This window comes from Actinoplanes utahensis, from assembly GCF_016862455.1.
Classification (GTDB): Bacteria; Actinomycetota; Actinomycetes; order Mycobacteriales; family Micromonosporaceae; genus Actinoplanes; species Actinoplanes utahensis.
The window spans coordinates 87,888-105,334 of the sequence record NZ_BOMZ01000062.1; the positions used below are offsets into that span (position 1 = coordinate 87,888).

A 17,447-nucleotide genomic window follows, 5' to 3' on the forward strand; every position below is an offset into this window, starting at 1 on the left:
GCACTTCACCACGCGCCGCACTTCACCACGCGCCGCACTTCACCACGCGCCGCACTTCACCACGCGCCGCGGTGCGCCAGGCGCGGCGGAGGTCAGCACGCGGGATCGGCGGCGGGTTCCAGGGCGCGGACCGGGCGGGTGGCCGGCCGGTCGGACAGGGTCAGCCGGGGGGTGCCGACCGCGGCCTCCAGCGCCGAGCGCAGCCGCTGTTCCTCGCGTTCGCGATCCCGGTACCAGGCGACCGCCCAGATCCGGTGCAGCTTCCAGCCCAGGTTCGTCAGGACCTGCTCGCTGAGCCGGTCCCGGTCGCGGGCCGCGGAACAGCCGGCGTAGGCGGTGCCGTCGCAGCGGATGCCGAGCGCGTACCCCGCGTCGGCCCGGCCCGGCACCTGCACGCCGATGTCGACCCGGCCGCCGGACGAGCCCAGCGCCGCGACCGCCGGGTAGCCCCAGGACCGTACGGTGGTCAGCACCGACTCCGGGAAGACGCTGCCGTTGGCGGGGTCCCGTTCGGTGATCTCGAGGGCGGCCGGCCCGCGTTCGGCGTAGTCGAGGTAGTCGGCGAGCAGCCGGACCCCCTCGTTGTCGGTCTCCGGCACGTCCCGGGCGCTGATCGAGGTGACGATCTCCACCCGGTAACGGGCGCGGGTGATCGCCACGTTCAGCCGGCGCCAGCCGTTCGGCCGGTTCAGCGCCCCGAAGTTGGCGCTGATCTTCCCGGCCTCGTCGTAGCCGTACCCGATCGAGAAGATCATCACGTCGCGTTCGTCGCCCTGCACCGTCTCCAGGCTCTTGATGAAGAAGCCGTGCAGCCGGTCGTCGTCGAGGATCCGTTCCAGTCCGGGCTGCCCGGCGGCGAGCGCGCCGACCGCCCGTTCGATCGCCTCGGCCTGCGCCACCGAGAACGTCACCACCCCGAGCGACAGGCCCGGCCGGGTGGTGAAGTGGTGCAGGATCCGCTCGGCCACCCGATCGGCCTCGAGCGGGTTGTCCCGGCCGGTGCTGCGCCGGTAGACACCGCCGGCCGGGATCAGCGCCACCCCGGTGTCCGGGCCGGACGCGGCCGCGCTCGGGAAGACGCTGAGCCGGCTCTGATAGAAGGCGTGGTTGGAGAAGGCGATCAGGGCCTCGTGCCGGCTGCGGTAGTGCCAGTTCAGGCCCAGGCTGGGGAACGCGCCGCAGCCCTTCGCCAGCTCCAGCACCGACTCGAAGTCCAGCACCGGCAGTTCGGCGTCGGACTCCTCGGCCGAGCCCAGCGAGCGTTCGAAGAACGACGTCGGCGGCAGCTGCCGGTCGTCACCGGCGGTGATCAGCGCGGCGCCCCGATAGATGCAGTTGATCGCGTCGGCCGGGGTGACCTGGGACGCCTCGTCGAAGATGACCACGTCGAACCGGATGTCCGCGGGCAGCGAGTGACTCACCGTCAGCGGCGACATCAGGAAGCAGGGGCGCAGCCCGAGGATCAGCTCGCGGGCCTGCCCGATCAGGTCACGGACCGGCAGGTGCCGGCTGGCCTTCATCGCCTCCCGGCGGATCAGGTCGGCGGACGGGCCGTCGGTGGTGGGACGGCGACCGGCCACCGCCTCGGCGATGTCGCGGGCGGCGGTCGTGCCGAGCCGTACGTCCAGGGTCTGGAAGTCGGCCACCAGACGGTCCCGGTCGGCCGCCCGCCACGGCCGCAGCCGCTGGTCGGCCTGGATGACCGCGTCGGCCCAGGACCGGAACACCGCCCGTTCCACGGCGGGGCGCACCTCGTCGGGGGCGGCCCGCAGGTCGGCGCAGTGCTCGACGACACCGTCCAGGCCGTACCCGCTGAGCACCGCCCGCGCGTCCTGCGCCGCGAACCACTCCTCCTGCCCGCCGGCGTCGGCCCGGATCTCCTGCAGGAACCGCTGCGCCCCGTCGTGGCCGGCGAGCCGGGCGGTCAGATCCGGGTGCCGGGCCGGGGCGAACGCCTCCAGCATCTCCTGGCGGGCCTCGGCCCACTGTTCGGCGAGCCGGGCCAGACCGGCGACCGGACGCAGGTTGCGCAGCGCGTCGGCCTGGACGGCCGACATCGGCCGGTCCTCGCCGGTCAGCAGGGTACGGGCGGTCGCCGTCCACTCGATCGCCGTGGACAGGGCCGTGTCGTCGGTGTCCGCGCCCCGGTAGCCGTCGCCGAGCACGGCCCGGTAGTCGCCGGCCCGTTCGGCGAGCGCGGCCTCGGCGGCGGCCACCTCCTGCCGCAGCCGCCCGAGGTGCGACACCTCGGCGAAGTTCAGGGTGCGGCCGGTCGCCACGTCGTAGGCGTGCACCACCGCGGCGGCGGCGGCCAGGGCCACCCCGTGCGCCCGCAGCCAGCCGAGCGCCGCGTCGATCGGGCCGGCCACCAGTTCCGGCCGGTCGGCGCTGAACGGCCCGGGCTTCTGGCCGAGGATCGCCTCCCGGGCGGCGGTCGCCTGCCGGATCAGCTCCGGGTCCGGCTTGGCGTTGCAGATGTACGCGGCGACGGTGGCCATCGCGGTGGCCGGCGCCGACCGTACCGCCGCCTCGACCACGTCCAGGGCCTCGTCGACCGCGGCGAAGTCGGTGCCCGCGCCCTGCCAGTAACGGCCGAGCACCGGCCCGTACGCCTGCTCGGCCGCGGCCAGGTCATGCCGGGCCCGCTGCCAGGCCAGCGCGGTGTCCAGCCGGGGCAGCGCGTCCCGCACCGCGACCCCGGGCAGCACGAACGCCGCCACGATCTGCCGGTCCTTGCGGTACGCGCCGAACATCCGCCGCCAGCCCCGATGCACCCGGGCGAACCGGTCGGCAAGCTCGTCGAGGGGCTGGGTGAGGATCCCCTCGGCGAAGAACGGCCGGGCCCGCACCTCGGCGGCGACCAGGTTCTCCATGGCCCGGCGCAGCACCTGGGCGCCGCTCTTGACGGTCGCCGCGGTGCCCTGGCCGAACCAGAACGGCTCCGGCCGGTGTGCCCGCGCCCCGAGTTCGGCGATGTCGGCGACCCGGCCGATGTCGGCGACCCGGACCGCGTTCGGCAGCCCGAGCTTCGCGGTGATCCGGTCGACGGCGGCGCGGTGCCGTTCCAGGGTGTCGGCGGCCTCGGTGCACGCCTGCGCCTGCCGGTCCGCCTCGGCGGCGGTCAGCGGATCCAGGTCGACCGGCTCGGGGGTGAGCCCGGCCAGGCCCGGCACCGGGGGCAGCTCGGACGGCAGCGGCAGCGCCGACCAGGTCGTCCCGGCGCGCTGGGTGGCGGCGTCCCGGGCGGCCCGGACCGTGGTGAGATCGCGGCTCAGCGCCTCGGCGGCGGCCCGGATCGGCGCGAGGTCGGGGGTGCTCACCCACGCGTCGGGCACGTGCGGCGGCCGTTTGCCGGCGTGGGTGGCGAGCCGGGCCAGCACACCGGCGTCGTCCGGGCCGTCCAGGCCGAACGGGGACGTGTCGCCCTGCCGGGAACGGGCCAGCCCGGCCAGCGCCCGTTCGGCCCGGGACAGCAGCGGGTCGAGGGGTTCGCGGCGCAGCACGTCACGCCACGGCAGGGTGTCCCGGTCGACGACGGTGCGCCAGGCGCCGGCCAGCCGCTCGGCGGCGTCCCGGATCCGGCGCAGCGAATCCGAGGTGACCGTCTCCACGGCGATCACCGGCACCGGTGCGGCCGGGGCGTCGACCAGACCGGCGCAGATCCCCAGCACGTCGTGCAGGCTGCGGCCCAGCGGCTTGCGGACCTCGTTCATGGCGTACGCGTACGCGCTCAGTTGTTCCCGCAACTCCCGCGGCGTGCGCCGGTCCAGCGTGGCGGGCCGTCCGGCCGGGGCCGGCTCCTCGTCGAGGGCGGCGGCCAGCGCGGTGGCCACCTCCCTGCGCCCGGCCTTGGTGCCGTGCAGTTCCAGGACGTGCCGGTTCAGCCCGGACTCGACCAGCCGGTGATGCACCACGTCGAGGGCGGCCGCCTTCTCCGAGACGAACAGCACCCGTTTCCCGGCGTGCAGCAGGCAGCCGATCATGTTGGCGATGGTCTGCGACTTGCCGGTGCCGGGCGGGCCGTCCATCACGAAGCTGTGCCCGGCCACCGCGGCGGCGACGCAGGCCCGCTGCGAGGCGTCGGCGTCCAGGACGAGCGGGATGTGCTCGGGCGGGGCGAGCCGGTCGATGTCGCCGGCCTGGATCGGCGCGAACCGGAACTCCGACCGCTGCCCGTCGGTGCCGGCGAGCGCCCGCACGACCGGGTGCGCGACGATCCGGTCCTCGTTGACCAGCAGGTCCCGGTAGATGGCCTCCTTGTGGAAGGTCAGGTTGCACAGCAGCATGGTGCGTTCGACGTACCAGCCGCGACGGCGCGCCACCAGGCTCTGCAACCCCGACCAGACGGCGCCGACGTCCAGGCCGGACTCCGGGTGCACGGCGGGCGGCTCGATGCCGAGGCGGCGCAGCCGGATCGCGAGCGCCGGATTGAACACCGGGTCGTCGTCGCGCAGCCGCAGCAGTGGCGGGTCACCGGGGCCGGGCGTCACCAGCTCGACCGGCAGCAGCAGCACCGGCGCGGTGAACGGCTCGTCGTCCTCGTCGCGCCAGTGCAGCATGCCGAGCACCAGGTGCAGCACCGAGACGCCGCGGTCCAGGTACTCCTGGCGGGCCTTCTTCGCCAGCCGCCGCAGCACGGCGTCGAGCGCGGTGTCCGGCATCTCGCTGCGGAACACCTCACCGCAGGCCGAGCCGGTGCCGGCCAGCCGTTCCGGGTCGGCGCCGCTGCCGGCCAGGCCGCAGTCGTCGTCGCGGTGCAGGGCGGCCACCACCGCCTCCGGCTCCGGCCCGACGATCTCCACGAGGTCGGGATGGTCGACCGGAAAGTTGATCAGCCGGTTGGTGTCACCCAGGTCGACGAGGCTGTCTCGCCAGGCGTGCAGCGCCGCCCGTACTTCCGCACGGTCTCTCATGCCCCAATTGCAACAAAAATTCAGATTCTCCGTACGCGTTCCGCTCATTTCCGGGCACGGCGCACGAACAGTTCGATGCGTGTGGAGCGGGGACGATCGAAGTCGGGTCAGCGGTCGAGGGCCAGCCGGAACCCGAGAGTGATCAGGATCCCGCCGGTCACGGTGTCGAGACGGCGGCTCAGGGTGCGGCGAGGCCGCAGCCAGGCGCCGATACGGCCGGCGAAGACCCCGACGGCGCCGTCGATCAGGAACTCCAGCACGATCAGGATCAGGCCGAGCACCGCGAACTGCGCCCACACCGGCCCGAGCGCCGGATCGACGAACTGCGGCAGGAACGCCACCGAGAAGGCGATCATCTTCGGGTTGGACAGGTTGGTCAGGAAACCGGTCAGGTACGCGCGCCGGCCGGACATCACCGCCCCGGACGGCTCCAGCGACGAGCCGCGCCGCCGGATCATCTGCACGCCGAGGTACGCCAGGTACACCGCGCCGGCTACCCGCAGCGCCGTGAAAGCCTGCGGGACCGCCGTGAACAGCGCGGTCAGACCGGCCGCCGCGATCAGCACGTGCACCGCCTCACTGGTGGCCAGCCCGGCGGTCGCCAGCAGCCCGGCACGGGGGCCGCTGCGCATCCCGCAGCCGAGCACGAACAGCATGTCCGGCCCGGGCGCGAGCATCGCGACGACGGTGGCGGCGGTGAAGGCGGCGAGCAATTGCGGATCCCACGACATGCGGTCAGCCTGCCGCCGCGCGAGCATGAGATCCATCCGGTACGGCCACCGCTGAGCATAAGATCCGCTGATGCTCGATCCCCGCCGGCTGGCCCTGTTGCGTGACGTGGCGGAGACCGGCACCATCGCGGCCGCCGCGACCCGGGCCGGATGCACCGCCGCGGCCGCCTCCCAGCAGCTGTCCGCCCTGGAACGCGACATCGGCGCCGCCCTGCTGGAACGGTCGGCCCGCAGTGTGCGGCTCACCGAGGCCGGCCGGGTCCTCGCCGAGCACGCCGGACGGCTCCTCGCCGCGCTCGACGAGGCGGAACGTGCTGCCCGCGACGTGGCCGGGCTGCGCGGCGGCACGATCCGGGTGGCGGCGTTCGCCACCGCCGGGACCAGTTTCGTGATCCCGGCGCTGACCGAGTTCCGGCGGCGGCATCCGGAGATCGAACTGCGGTTCAGCGAACTGGAGTCGGACCAGGCGCTGCCCGGGGTGCGGTCCGGAACGATCGATCTGGCGGTCACCCACGAGTACGCTCCGCTGTCCCGGCCCGATCTGCGCGGGCTCGGCCAGCGGCCGCTGTACCGGGAGCCGATGCTGCTGGCCGTGCCGGAGACCGCCGAGCGGGAGCCGGCGCACCTCGCCGACTTCGCCGCGACCCCCTGGGTCGCCGCCCTGACCAGCACCGGTTTCCAGGCCGCCACCGAGATGGCGTGCCGAGCCGCCGGTTTCGTGCCGCGCGTCGACATCCGGGTGCACAGCTATCCGATGGTGCTCGCCATGGTCGCCGCCGGGTTCGGGGTGTCGCTGGTGCCGCAGCTCGCGGCCGTCGCCCGGCGGGGCGTCACCTATCTGCCGATCGCCCGGCCCGCCGGCCTGGCCCGGCAGATCTACGCCACCACCCGGGCCACCGACCGGTCACCGGCCGTCCTGGCGCTCTCCGGTTACCTGCACGACGCGCTCACCGCACGCACCCACCTCGAGCACCGGCGCGGCCGGCGGCCACCGGCGTGATCCCGCCGCACCGCCGGGCCGGCACACCGGATGCCGGGCGCCGGCCGGACCTCGTGGGGATCCGCCGGCCGGACCTCGTGGGGATCCGCCGGCCGGATCTCGCGGGGATCGGTCAGGCCGGCACCTCCGCGTGCACCGGCTCGAGGCGGATCCGGTAGGCCGGTCCGTCGTGGCGCGCGCGGACCGCCGGCTCGGGCGGCAGGGACAGGAACTCGGCCACCCCGGCGGCCCGCAGCATGTCCCCGACCAGCCCGTGGGCGTTGGTGACGCGATAGTGGCAGCCCCGCCGCAGTGCCTCCTGCCGGCCGACCATCAGGCTCCGGATGCCGCTCGCCGCGACGGTGGGAACCCGGCCGAGGTCCACCACGAGCGTCCGGACCCCGGGCTGTTCGACGGCGTTGATCAGGATGTGGCTCAGTGCTTCGCTGACGTCGTGGTCGATGTCGCCGACCACCAGGAGGCGGACGGCGTCATCGCCGTCATGGTGCTTGCTCACCGCGAACGGGCCGGTCATCAGGTTCCTTCCCCTCGGCGGCCGGGCGTCCTCGATTCTGCGCCATCGGACGGTGATGGCGGGCCCGGATCACCCGTCAGCCGGCCGGGTTCCCCGCCCCGGGCACCACCGTTCGGCCGAGCCGACCTGGGCTCATTGGCCTTTCGGGGCCAGCGGCGGGCGCGGTGTGGTAGGCGTGTCACCTATCGTGTGGTGCGCTGACGGCCAGCCGTGCGGTTCGTCACAAACAGCCACTATCGGCCGCCTGCGCCGGTCGTCCCGGGTTGCCGCCTTGGGTTATCGTTCGCCGGTCAGAAGTTGGTGGAGACCGGATGGACCAAATATTGTTGCCCGTGTCAATGACGTTCATCCGATGGTTCGGCTTGTCCGGCTCGGTCATGCTCGCCGTGGCCGGCTGGCTCGGCGGCGCGCATCCCGACGCCGACCTCAGGTCCACCCCGGTCAGCATCGCGCAGGGCCCCTACGGCCCGGCCATCCTCGGCCTCTGGCTGCTCGGCACGGCCATCCAGGCATATGCGTGGTGGTCCGGCCGGGACCGGGTCCCCTCGGTCCGGTGGGGTCTGGTCACGGCCCTGCTCTGGTCGCTGCCGTTCCTGCTGACCCCGCCGGTCGGCAGCCGCGACTTCTACTCGTACTGGTGCCAGGGTGAGATGTTCCTGCACGACATCGACCCGTACAGGTTCGGCGTCGACGCCCTGCCCTGCACCTACCTGGAGACCGTCTCGCCGATCTGGCGCGAGAGCGTCACCCCGTACGGCCCGATGTTCATCCTGGTCGCCGCGTTCGCGGTCTGGCTGGGCAGCAACCTGACCACCGCGCTCGTCCTGTTCCGCCTGGTCACCCTGGCCGGCATGGCCGCGATCGCGGCCGGTCTGCCGGCGCTGGCGCGCCGCTGCGGCGTGGACCCGCAGCGCGCCGTCTGGGTCGCGCTCGCCGGGCCCCTGATCGGGGCGCATCTGCTGGGCGCGCCGCACAACGACGCGGTCATGCTCGGGTTCGCGGTGCTCGGCTTCTTCGTGATCGTCCGAGCCAGTTCCCATCCGGTCGCCCTGGTCGCCGGCGGCGCGCTGCTCGGGCTGGCGTTCTCGGTCAAGGCCACCACCGTGGTGCTGATCCCGTTCGCCGTGCTGATCGCCGCCCGGTCGTTCCTGGCCGCCACGGCGCTCGTCGGCGGGGGCGCGCTGGCCTCGTTCGGTGTCGTCACGGTCACCAGCGGCCTCGGTTTCGGCTGGGTGCCGGCCATGCAGGGCAGCGTCTCGCTGATCCAGTTCTCGTCGCCGCCGACCGCGGTCGGCATGACCATCACCTACCTGGGCCGGCCGTTCAGCGCCGATTTCAACGCCGTCCCGTTCGTCCGCAACGTGGCGCTGGCCCTGCTCGCCGTCACCCTGGTGTGGTTGTGGGTCCGGGCCCTGCGCACCCCCGCGCAGTACCGGACCCGGGCCGCCCTGCGGGGCGCCGCGCTGGCGCTCACCGCGTTCGTGGTGCTGTCCCCGGTCTTCCACCCGTGGTACGCGTTGTGGCCGCTCACCTTCCTGGCCGCCACGACCGTCCGCAACAAGGCCATGATGGTGATCACCATCATCTCGGCCTTCATCGTCCTGCCGGACGGCAGCGGCCTGACGCGCTTCGTGAAGTTCCCCGGCGCCCCGATCGTGACCATCGTCCTGATCGTCCTGGCGGTCCGCTACTTCCGGCAGCGCCAGGCCGCCGCCCGGACCCCGCACCCGGTGACCACGGCCTGACCCCGCGGGCCCGGCGAGCTCAGTCCAGAATCCAGGACCGGACCGACTCGCCGGGCGGCGAGAACGCCAGCACCACGATCACCGCGGCCAGCAGCGTGCCGGCCGGCAGCCACCGCCAGGCCCGCCGGTCGGCTCGCGCCGCCGGATCCGCCAGCCGTGCGACGCCCGCCACGACCAGGCACACCCCGACGAAGTGCCCGAACATCGCCGTGTACATCACCACCAACGCGACCGGCCACAGCGCGCCGGGCCAGATCACGATCGAGGCGGTGTACTCGTCGCCCATCGAGGGGATGTACGCCTCACCCCGCAGGTAGGCCGCCCGTCCCAGGGCCGCCGCCGCGGCCGCCGCGAGCCACGCCGGCCACAGGAGAAGCCCCCCGGGCGAGCCGCCGCGAGATCGGCATCGGTCCGGTCCGCTGCAAGGTCTCCGGCATGGCGGCATGATATCGACGGACGCCTTATCCGGTTGACCGCATCGCCAGGATGGTGGTGTGCGTACCTTCGAGGATCTCGTCGACGAGGCGGCCCACGTCGACGTGTCCGGGTGGAGTTTCCACTGGCTGCGCGGGCGAGCCACCGAGGACCGGCCACCGTGGGGATACTCGCGTCTCCTCGCCGCGCGCCTCGCCCGGGTCGCCTCGGCCCTGGACATCGACACCGGAGGCGGCGAGATCATCGCCGAGGCGCCCCGGCTGCCGGCCAGGATGGTCGTCACCGAGGGATGGCGCCCGAACGCGGAACGCGCTCACCGTCTGCTGTCGCCCCGCGGGGTGGACGTGGTCGCCGTCGAGCAGGGAGAGCCCCTGCCGTTTCCGGACGCCGCCTTCGAGCTGGTGAGCAGCCGCCACCCGGTGGATCCCGACTGGCGCGAGATCGCTCGCGTGCTCACCCCGCAGGGCGCCTACCTCGCCCAGCATGTCGGACCGGCGTCCGCGTTCGAGCTGATCGAGTGGTTCCGTGGCCCGCTGGCAGGGGAGCGGCTCAGCCGCGATCCCGAGCGTGAGGCCGCGGCGGCGCGGGCCGCCGGCCTGCGGATCGCCGACTTGCGGACGGCGCGCTGCCGGATGGAGTTCTTCGACATCGGCGCGGTCGTCTACATCCTCCGCACATGCGTCTGGTGGGTGCCCGGCTTCACCGTCGACCGCTATCGGCCGGAGCTGGAGCGCCTCGACGCGCACATCCGCGAGCACGGGGTCTTCGTGAGCCACTCCACCCGCACCCTGATCGAAGCCACGAGGGAAAACGGCTGAGGAGACATCCGAGACGGGCCGGCAGTGGCGAATTGGCCACTGAGCGGAGGCGGGTAGCGGCCGTAACGTCGCGGGGATGACAGTCGGATTCATCGGGCTCGGCGTCATGGGGCAGCCGATGGCCCTCAACCTGGCCCGGGCCGGGACCGAGCTGATCGTGTGGAATCGCACGCCGGAGCGGGCCGGGCCGTTGCGGGCGGCCGGGGCGATGGTCGCCGCCGGACCGGCCCAGGTGTTCGCCGAGGCGCAGACCGTGATCCTGATGCTCGCCGACGACCGGGTGATCGACGAGGTGCTCGGGCGGGGGACCGGACGGTTCGCCGCGATGGTCGGCGGGCGCACGGTCGTGCACATGGGAACGACCGCGCCCGCGTACTCGGCCGGGCTCGCCGCCGATGTCACGGCCGCCGGTGGCGCGTACACCGAAGCTCCTGTCTCGGGGTCGCGCGGGCCCGCGGAGACCGGCGACCTGGTGGTGATGATCGCCGGAGGCGATCCGGGGATCGAGGCGGTGCTGCGGCCGATGTGTCGGGAGATCGTGCGGTGCGGGGCGGTGCCGGGCGCGCTGCTGATGAAACTGGCCGTCAACACCTTCCTGATCAGCATGGTGACCGGGCTGGCCGAGGCGTTCCACTTCGCCGAACGGCACGGGCTCGATCAGCGGACCCTGCTCGCGGCCCTGGACGCCGGCCCGATGGCCAGCGCGGTCTCCCGGGTGAAGGGCCGCAAGCTGACCGACCGGGATTTCACCGTGCAGGCCGCGCTCCGCGACGTCCTCTACAACAGCGAGCTGATCGTGGGCGCGGCCCGGCAGGCCGGCATCGTCTCACCTCTGCTGGACGTGTGCCGCGACCTGTACGCGCGGGCCGACGCGGACGGGCACGGTGGAGCCGACATGGCGGCCGTGATCAGGGCCTTCGCCCATTGATGTTGATGGCTACCATGTGGCGATGTCCCCACGTGCCAGGAGCGTCACCGCTCGGATCCTTCTGGTGTTCGCCGCGTTCGTGCTGGCGCTGTTCTGGTTCGGCACGATTCCGCAGACCGGCTATCTCGTGCTCGCCTTCACCGAGGGCGAGGTCTTCCCGATCGTGGCGCCGATCCTCGCCGGGGTGGCGCTCGTCGCGGCCGTCTGGCTCGGGACCCGGGCGGTCGCCGTCCGGGTGGTGCTGATCGTTCTGGTCCTGGTGGTGGCCGGGGCCACCGGCGTCACGGGTTTATTCTTCTCCGGCTTCACGCGGAAGGTGCTGGCAACCGAGGTGGTCGCGGTGTCGGGGGACGGCGGGCACGACATCGTCCGGATCACCGCCGAGGACTGGAAGCATGTGGAGCGCACCGAGTTACGGGTGCGGACCCGGGCCGGGCTGCTCAGCCGGCAGTCCGGATGGGCGCTGGCGGAAGCCTACTGCGCTGAGCGGCACGTCGTCGCGGGCGACATCCGGGCGGAGTTCACCGGCGCCCGGGAGGTGCGCATCGGCGGCGTCGACGGGACCGTCCGGTTCGACGACACCGGGCACCCGGATCGGTACGTGCGGTTCTGCCCGTGACCGGTGGGCGCGTTCGATCCGCTGGCCCCACCAGGTGCCGGCCAGGACCAGGCCGATGCCGGCGGTGGCCAGCGCGGTCAGGTGCTCGCCGCCGAGGCTCACGCCGATCAGGACCGCCCACACCGGCTCGGTGCCGAGCAGCAGGCTGGCCCGGGTGGCGGAGGTGCGGCGGACCGCCCACAACTGCACCACGAACGCGAAGACGCTGCAGCACAGCGCCAGGTACAGCACGCCCAGCCACTCGCCGGCCCCGAACCCGGCGACCGCCGGCAGCAGCGCCGGCCCGGCCGCGACGGTGAACACCACCGCCCCGACCACGGTCTGCAACGTGGTGAGGGTGACCGTGTCGTACGCGGGCCGGCTGAGCCGGCCGGACAGGGTGACGTGCGCGGCGCGGACCACGGCGGCCGCCAGCATCAGCGCGTCACCGGCCGACGGCGTACGCAGCCCGGGTCCGGCCACCAGGAGCACCACCCCACCGGTGGCGGCGCCGGCGGCCAGGAAGAACCGCGGCGGCAGGCCGCCCTGCATCAGTGGGGTGAGCAGGATCGTCAGGCTGATCAGCACGCCGGCGTTGGTGGCGCTGGTCAGCGACACCCCGTACGTCTCCAGCACCAGCACCGCCGCCTGCGTGCACCCGAGCAGCAGCCCCACCCGCAGCTCACCCGGCCCCGGCCGCCTCCTGATCATCAGCGGCAGCATGGCCGCCATCGACACCAGGTAGCGCAGCGCCAGCACCACCAGCACGCCCGCGACCACCACCAGGGTCTTCGCCGCCAGATAGCTGCTGCCCCAGATCACGGCCACGGCCAGCAGCAGAAGGTCTCCCGTCACAGTGGGAAGCCTGCGGCCCGCCGATACGGTAGACAAGACGGCAACCCGTGAAACGACGATGTAGTGGACGCTAATGGATCCGCATCACCTGAGACTGCTGCGTGAGCTGGGCGAGCGGGGCAGTGTCGCCGCCGTCGCGCGTGCCCTGCACATCACCCCGTCCGCGGTGTCGCAGCAGCTCGGCGCCCTGCAGCGGTCGGCGCGGGTGCCGCTGACCGAGCGCAGCGGGCGGCGACTGGTGCTGACCGAGGCGGGTCGGGCCCTGGCGACGGCCGCGGTCGAGGTGATGACGGCGCTGGACCGGGCGTCCCGGGCGGTCGGCGACTACCTGGACGAGCCCGGCACGCCGGTGAGCGTGGCCGCGTTCCACAGTGCCGGGGTGACCTGGTTCGCGCCGCTGATCCGGCGTCTCGCCGAGACCGGCGGGCCCCCGGTGCGCTGCGCGGACCGGGATGTGGCGCACGCCGAGTTCCCCAGCCTGGTCGGTGACTACGACCTGGTGGTGGCGCACCGGCTGGCGTACAGCCCGCCCTGGCCCGCCGACCGGCTCGCCGTGCTCCCGCTGATCCGCGAGCCGCTGAACGTGGCGATGTCGGCGGACCATCCGCTCGCCGCCCGGGACCGGCTGACCGCGGCGGACGTGAGCGGTTGGCCGTGGATCAGCGTGCACGAGGGCTTTCCGCTGACCGGGGTGCTGACGGCGATCGCGGCGGCGTCCGGGCGGCCGCTGGAGATCCGGCACCGGATCAACGAGTTCACCGTCGCGGCGTCGGTGGTGGCGGCCGGTGAGGTGCTCGCCCTGCTGCCCGGCCTGACCACCGTGCCGGATCCGCGGCTGGCGCTGCGGCCGCTCGCCGACCTGCCGGCGGTCCGGCACATCGACGTGCTGGCCCGGCCCGAGACGCTGCATCGCGCCTCGGTCCGGACCGTGCTGGAGACGTTGCGCTCGATCTCAGGAGCGCTGATCGCGTAGCTCGGCGACCTGCGCGGCGAGCTCCTTGACCGCTCCGATCAGGACCGGCACCAGGCCCAGGTAGTCCAGGTACTTGCCCTCCACGGAGTCGACGACGAGCTGCGGAAGCACCTCCTCGACGTCCTGGGCGATGAGACCCATCTGCTTGGCCGGCTGCTCCGACACGTCCTGGCTGGTGTAGTAGTACTCGACCGGCTTCAGCGCGACGACCTTGTCCAGCAGCCCGGAGACGCTCTCGATGTCCCGCTTCATGCGCCGGTCGCTGGCCTTGGTCCAGTTGCCGCCGCTGTCCAGCCGGGCCTCGGTCCCGCCGTTGATCCGGTTGGTGATCTGGAAGAACCCGTCGTCGGTGATCCGCATCCCGGTCTGGTGGGTCTGGTTGAAGTTGTTCCGCAGATGGATGTGCCGGAAGTTTCCGTTCTGCGTCTCGAGGAAGATCGGCGCTGCCAATGTCTTTCCCTTTCGGTGCTACCCCGGCACGGTGCCGGCGTGATGACATCAGGCTGCCGGGCGGGTGCGGGGTGCATCGCGGGGTGCCGCGGGGGGCGGTGCGGGGTGGGGCAGGTAGTCGACACTCGCCTTGACCGGACGGGCCGCCCGGTTCGACGCTGGGATCGTGCTCGCCGTCCCGCTTGTCGGCCGCGACGCCGACATCGCCGAGCTGCTCGGCGCGATCGGCCGTTCCCGCCTGATCACCCTGGTCGGACCCGGCGGAAGCGGAAAGACCAGGCTGGCGTACGCCGTACGCGATCGGCTCTCCGCCGCCGGGCGGCCGACCTGGTGGGTGTCGCTCGCCCAGCTGGACCGTCCGTCCCTGCTGGACGCCGCGGTGGCCGGTGCGCTGGGCGCCGCCGAGACGCCCGGCCGGGCGCCGCGGGAGGTCCTGGCCGAGCTCCTGCGCGACACCGAGGGCCTGCTGGTGCTGGACAACTGCGAGCACCTGGTGGCCGGATGCGCCGCCCTGGTCGGCTACCTGCTGCGGGAGTGCCCCGGCCTGCGGGTGCTGACCACCAGCCGGGAGCCGCTCGCCGTCGCGCTGGAGACGGCCTGGTGGGTGGGCGGCCTGTCGGTGCCCGCCGACGCGCCCGCGCCCACCGCCGCCGATCTGGCCGGCAGCCAGGCCGTCCGGATGTTCACCGACCGGGCCCGGCTGGTGGTCGCCGACTTCGCGGTGACCGACGCCAACGCCGCCGACGTCGCCCGGCTCTGCCGCCGTCTCGACGGCCTGCCGCTCGCCCTGGAGCTGGCCGCGGCCCGCCTGCGGATGCTGCCGCTGCCCCGGATCGTGGACTATCTCGACGACGCCGTGTCGCTGCTGGCGACCACCGACCGGGACGTCCCGGCCCGGCAGGCCACCCTGCGCGCCACCCTGGACTGGAGCCACGACCTGCTGTCCGGGCCGGAACGGGCGATGTTCGCTCGGCTGTCGGTGTTCCGGGGTGGGTTCACCCTGGCGGCCGCCTCCGCGGTGGCCGCCGGCGGCGACGCCGACCTGGACACTTTGCGGCTGCTGGCCCGGCTGGTCGACAAGTCCCTGGTGCAGGCCCGCACCGACGGCGCCGAGGAGCGGTACCGGCTGCTGGAGGTGGTCCGCCAGTACGCCGCGCAACGCCTCGGCGACCAGGCCCACCACATCTCGGCGCGGCATGCGGCGTTCATGCTGACCGTCACCGAACGCGCCGAGGAGGGGCTCGACGGCGGCGACCAGTCCCGCTGGCTCGGTCGGCTCGACCACGACCGACACAACCTGCGTGCCGCGCTGAGCTGGGCGGACAGCCACGAACCGGTGCTGTTCATCCGGCTCGCCGGGGCGCTCGGCCGGTACTGGCGGCTCACCGGCCAGTACGCCGAGGGCCGTCAGTGGCTGGGCCGTGCCGTCCTGGCCGCACACCACGGCATCTCCTCGACGGCCCGCGCCAAGGCCCTGACCGCGCTGGGCACGATGGAGTTCCTGCAATGCGACTACCCGTCGGCGGCCGCCCGGCTGAACCGGGCCCGGGACCTGTACGCGGTCACCGGCGACGACCGGGGACGGGCCGTCACGCTCCAGTTCCTCGGCTGCATCGACCGGGAACAGGGCCGGTACGCCGAGGCCCGCCGCCACCACGAGGAGGTGCTGGAGATCCGGCGCCGCGGCGGCGAACCGGCCGGGATCGCCCGGGCGCTGCGGTCGATGGGCCTCACCGCGTGGCTGGAGAACGATCACGCCCGGGCCGAGCGACTGTCCGGTGAGGCGTTACGCCGGTTCCGGGAGCTCGGCGACGACGAGGGCGTCGCGACCACGCTCGTCCACCTGGCCTGCGCCCGGCACGGCGGGGGCGATCCGGACGGGGCCCGGCCGCTGCTCCAGGCCGCCCTCGACCTGGGGCGCCGGCTCGGGTTGCGGGAGGTCACGGCATGGGCCGAGGAGCGGCTCGGGCTGATCGCGGCGGACGCCGGTGACCGGGACGAGGCCGTGGCCCTGCTGCGCCGCAGCCTGACCGTCCATCACGAACTCGGCGACCGGTGGCGTACCGCCGCGGTCCTCGACGCCCTCGGCGGCCTGTGCGCCGACGCCCGGCTGCTGGCGGCCGCCGCCCGGCTGCGCGAGACCCTCGGCACGCCGGTGCCGCCGGCCGACCGCGCCGCCCATGACCGGCGGGTGCACGCGACGGCGGAGGTGGCCGGTGAGGTCCTTCCCCTGGACCACGCGGTACGAGCCGCGCTCGCCCCGCCGGCCGAGGTGGTCGTCCGTGCGCTCGGCCGCAGCGCCGTGGTGCTGTCCGGGCGGGCGCTCGGCCCGGAGGACTGGACCTACGCCAAACCGCGGGAGCTGCTCTATCACCTGCTGACCCGGCCCGGCGCGACCAAGGCGGAGATCGGGCTGGCGCTGTGGCCGGACGCCTCCCGTACCGAGCTGCGCAACAGCTTCCACACCTGCCTGAAGTTCCTGCGCCGGGCCGTCGGCGACGCGATGACCGTGCGCTACTCCGGCGGCGCCTACCACGTGGAGTCCGCGCTCCCGCTGCGTTACGACGTCGCCGGTTTCCGCGGGGCCGCCGCGACCGCCCGGGACGTCGGCGCTCTCCAGGAGGCGGCCGGCTACTACCACGGTGACTTCCTGGCCGACCTGCCGGCGGGGGAGTGGGCCGAGGAGCAACGCGAGGACCTTCGCCGGGAGTACGAACGGGTGCTGCGTACCCTCGGCGGCCTGCTCGCCCGGGACGGCCGCTTCGCCGAGGCCGCCGGTGTCTTCACCCGCCTGATCGCCCACGACCCGCTGATCGAGGCCGGCCACCGCGGTCTGATGCGCTGTCACGCCGCCCTCGGCGAACGCGGCCGCGCCCTGCACCAGTACCAGCAGCTGACCCGCCTCCTCGACGACCGCCTCGGCACCGCCCCCGCCCCGGAGACCGCCCGGCTGCACGCCCGGCTGCGTGCCGGTTAGGGCTCGCCGAGGCAGGAGGTCAGGTGCGGGGCGGCGGCGGTCAGCAGCAGGCGGCCGATCTGCGCGAGCTGGGCGACCTGCTCCGGGGTGAGGGCGTCGAAGACCAGGCGGCGGGCCTCCCGGACGTGATCGGGAGCGGCGGCCACCACCACCGCCAGGCCGGCCTCGGTGAGGACCGCCGTGACACAGCGGGACTCGGCGGAGTCCGTCTGGCGGCGGGTCACCCAGCCGTGCTTCTCCAGACGGGACACGGCATGCGACAGGCGGGACGGTGATCCGGCGGCGAGGTGGGCGAGATTCCCCATCCGTACGGCGTGACCGGGCGCCTGGGACAGCGAGGACAGGATCGTGTACTCGAAGAAGTTCAGCCCGGCGTCCCGTTTGAGCTGGGCGTCGATGGCCGGGGGCAGGGCGGTCAGCACGGCGGTGAGGGCCATCCAGGCGCGTGTCTCGTCGTCGGAGAGCCAGGGGACGGCTGTGGGATCGCTCACGACTGAGAAGAATACGCGA

The 17,447-nt window shown here is 73.6% G+C and carries 12 protein-coding genes and 1 pseudogene; 6 read left to right on the plus strand and 7 right to left on the minus strand.

The features are described from left to right. Positions 1 to 92 precede the first annotated feature (92 nt). Together Aut01nite_RS22385 and Aut01nite_RS22390 are read right to left on the minus strand one after the other, a co-directional pair. Positions 93 to 4,913, minus strand: a complete 4,821-nt coding sequence (locus Aut01nite_RS22385) for a PDDEXK-like endonuclease domain-containing protein (protein ID WP_052164207.1) — start codon at positions 4,911 to 4,913, stop codon at positions 93 to 95. A 107-nt stretch (positions 4,914 to 5,020) separates the two neighbouring features. After that, complete coding sequence (locus Aut01nite_RS22390) at positions 5,021 to 5,644, minus strand: LysE family translocator (protein WP_043529094.1); 624 nt, start codon at positions 5,642 to 5,644, stop codon at positions 5,021 to 5,023. A gap of 70 nt (positions 5,645 to 5,714) precedes the next feature. Between Aut01nite_RS22390 and Aut01nite_RS22395 the strand changes: the two genes are divergently transcribed. Then, positions 5,715 to 6,644, plus strand: a complete 930-nt coding sequence (locus Aut01nite_RS22395; protein WP_052164206.1) for a LysR family transcriptional regulator — start codon at positions 5,715 to 5,717, stop codon at positions 6,642 to 6,644. A 112-nt stretch (positions 6,645 to 6,756) separates the two neighbouring features. Here the strand turns inward: Aut01nite_RS22395 and Aut01nite_RS22400 are convergent, their stop codons facing one another. After that, positions 6,757 to 7,158, minus strand: a complete 402-nt coding sequence (locus tag Aut01nite_RS22400) for an STAS domain-containing protein (RefSeq protein WP_043529061.1) — start codon at positions 7,156 to 7,158, stop codon at positions 6,757 to 6,759. A gap of 338 nt (positions 7,159 to 7,496) precedes the next feature. On the opposite strand from Aut01nite_RS22400, the gene mptB reads away from it, so the two are divergent. Beyond that, entirely contained in the window at positions 7,497 to 8,903 is a 1,407-nt protein-coding gene (gene mptB, locus Aut01nite_RS22405) for a polyprenol phosphomannose-dependent alpha 1,6 mannosyltransferase MptB (protein WP_052164205.1), read from the plus strand. 19 nt (positions 8,904 to 8,922) lie between these two features. Here mptB and Aut01nite_RS22410 read toward each other — a convergent pair whose 3' ends face one another. Continuing rightward, a complete protein-coding gene (locus Aut01nite_RS22410) occupies positions 8,923 to 9,189 on the minus strand; it encodes a hypothetical protein (RefSeq protein ID WP_043529059.1) in 267 nt (88 codons plus the stop codon). A gap of 208 nt (positions 9,190 to 9,397) precedes the next feature. Here Aut01nite_RS22410 and Aut01nite_RS22415 point away from each other — a divergent pair, with 208 nt between their 5' ends. Then, positions 9,398 to 10,156: a class I SAM-dependent methyltransferase gene (locus Aut01nite_RS22415; RefSeq protein WP_043529058.1), complete on the plus strand. Its 759-nt coding sequence runs from the start codon at positions 9,398 to 9,400 to the stop codon at positions 10,154 to 10,156. A 67-nt stretch (positions 10,157 to 10,223) separates the two neighbouring features. Then, positions 10,224 to 11,084, plus strand: a pseudogene (locus tag Aut01nite_RS44870) (NAD(P)-dependent oxidoreductase); the annotation flags it as partial. A 412-nt stretch (positions 11,085 to 11,496) separates the two neighbouring features. Here Aut01nite_RS44870 and Aut01nite_RS22425 read toward each other — a convergent pair. Further along, on the minus strand, positions 11,497 to 12,537 hold the full coding sequence (locus Aut01nite_RS22425; RefSeq protein WP_236642949.1) for a DMT family transporter: 1,041 nt from the start codon (positions 12,535 to 12,537) through the stop codon (positions 11,497 to 11,499). Between the two features lie 73 nt (positions 12,538 to 12,610). Between Aut01nite_RS22425 and Aut01nite_RS22430 the strand changes: the two genes are divergently transcribed. Further along, on the plus strand, positions 12,611 to 13,510 hold the full coding sequence (locus Aut01nite_RS22430; protein ID WP_043529055.1) for a LysR family transcriptional regulator: 900 nt from the start codon (positions 12,611 to 12,613) through the stop codon (positions 13,508 to 13,510). Here the strand turns inward: Aut01nite_RS22430 and Aut01nite_RS22435 are convergent. Next, a complete protein-coding gene (locus Aut01nite_RS22435; protein WP_043529054.1) occupies positions 13,490 to 13,960 on the minus strand; it encodes a tail fiber domain-containing protein in 471 nt (156 codons plus the stop codon). The two genes, Aut01nite_RS22430 and Aut01nite_RS22435, sit on opposite strands and share 21 nt — an antisense overlap. Before the next feature lie 130 nt (positions 13,961 to 14,090). Between Aut01nite_RS22435 and Aut01nite_RS22440 the strand changes: the two genes are divergently transcribed. Then, entirely contained in the window at positions 14,091 to 16,937 is a 2,847-nt protein-coding gene (locus Aut01nite_RS22440; RefSeq protein WP_052164204.1) for a tetratricopeptide repeat protein, read from the plus strand. On the opposite strand, the gene Aut01nite_RS22445 is transcribed toward Aut01nite_RS22440, so the two are convergent. Beyond that, a complete protein-coding gene (locus Aut01nite_RS22445; RefSeq protein WP_043529053.1) occupies positions 16,934 to 17,428 on the minus strand; it encodes a MarR family winged helix-turn-helix transcriptional regulator in 495 nt (164 codons plus the stop codon). The genes Aut01nite_RS22440 and Aut01nite_RS22445 overlap by 4 nt on opposite strands. Positions 17,429 to 17,447 lie beyond the last annotated feature (19 nt).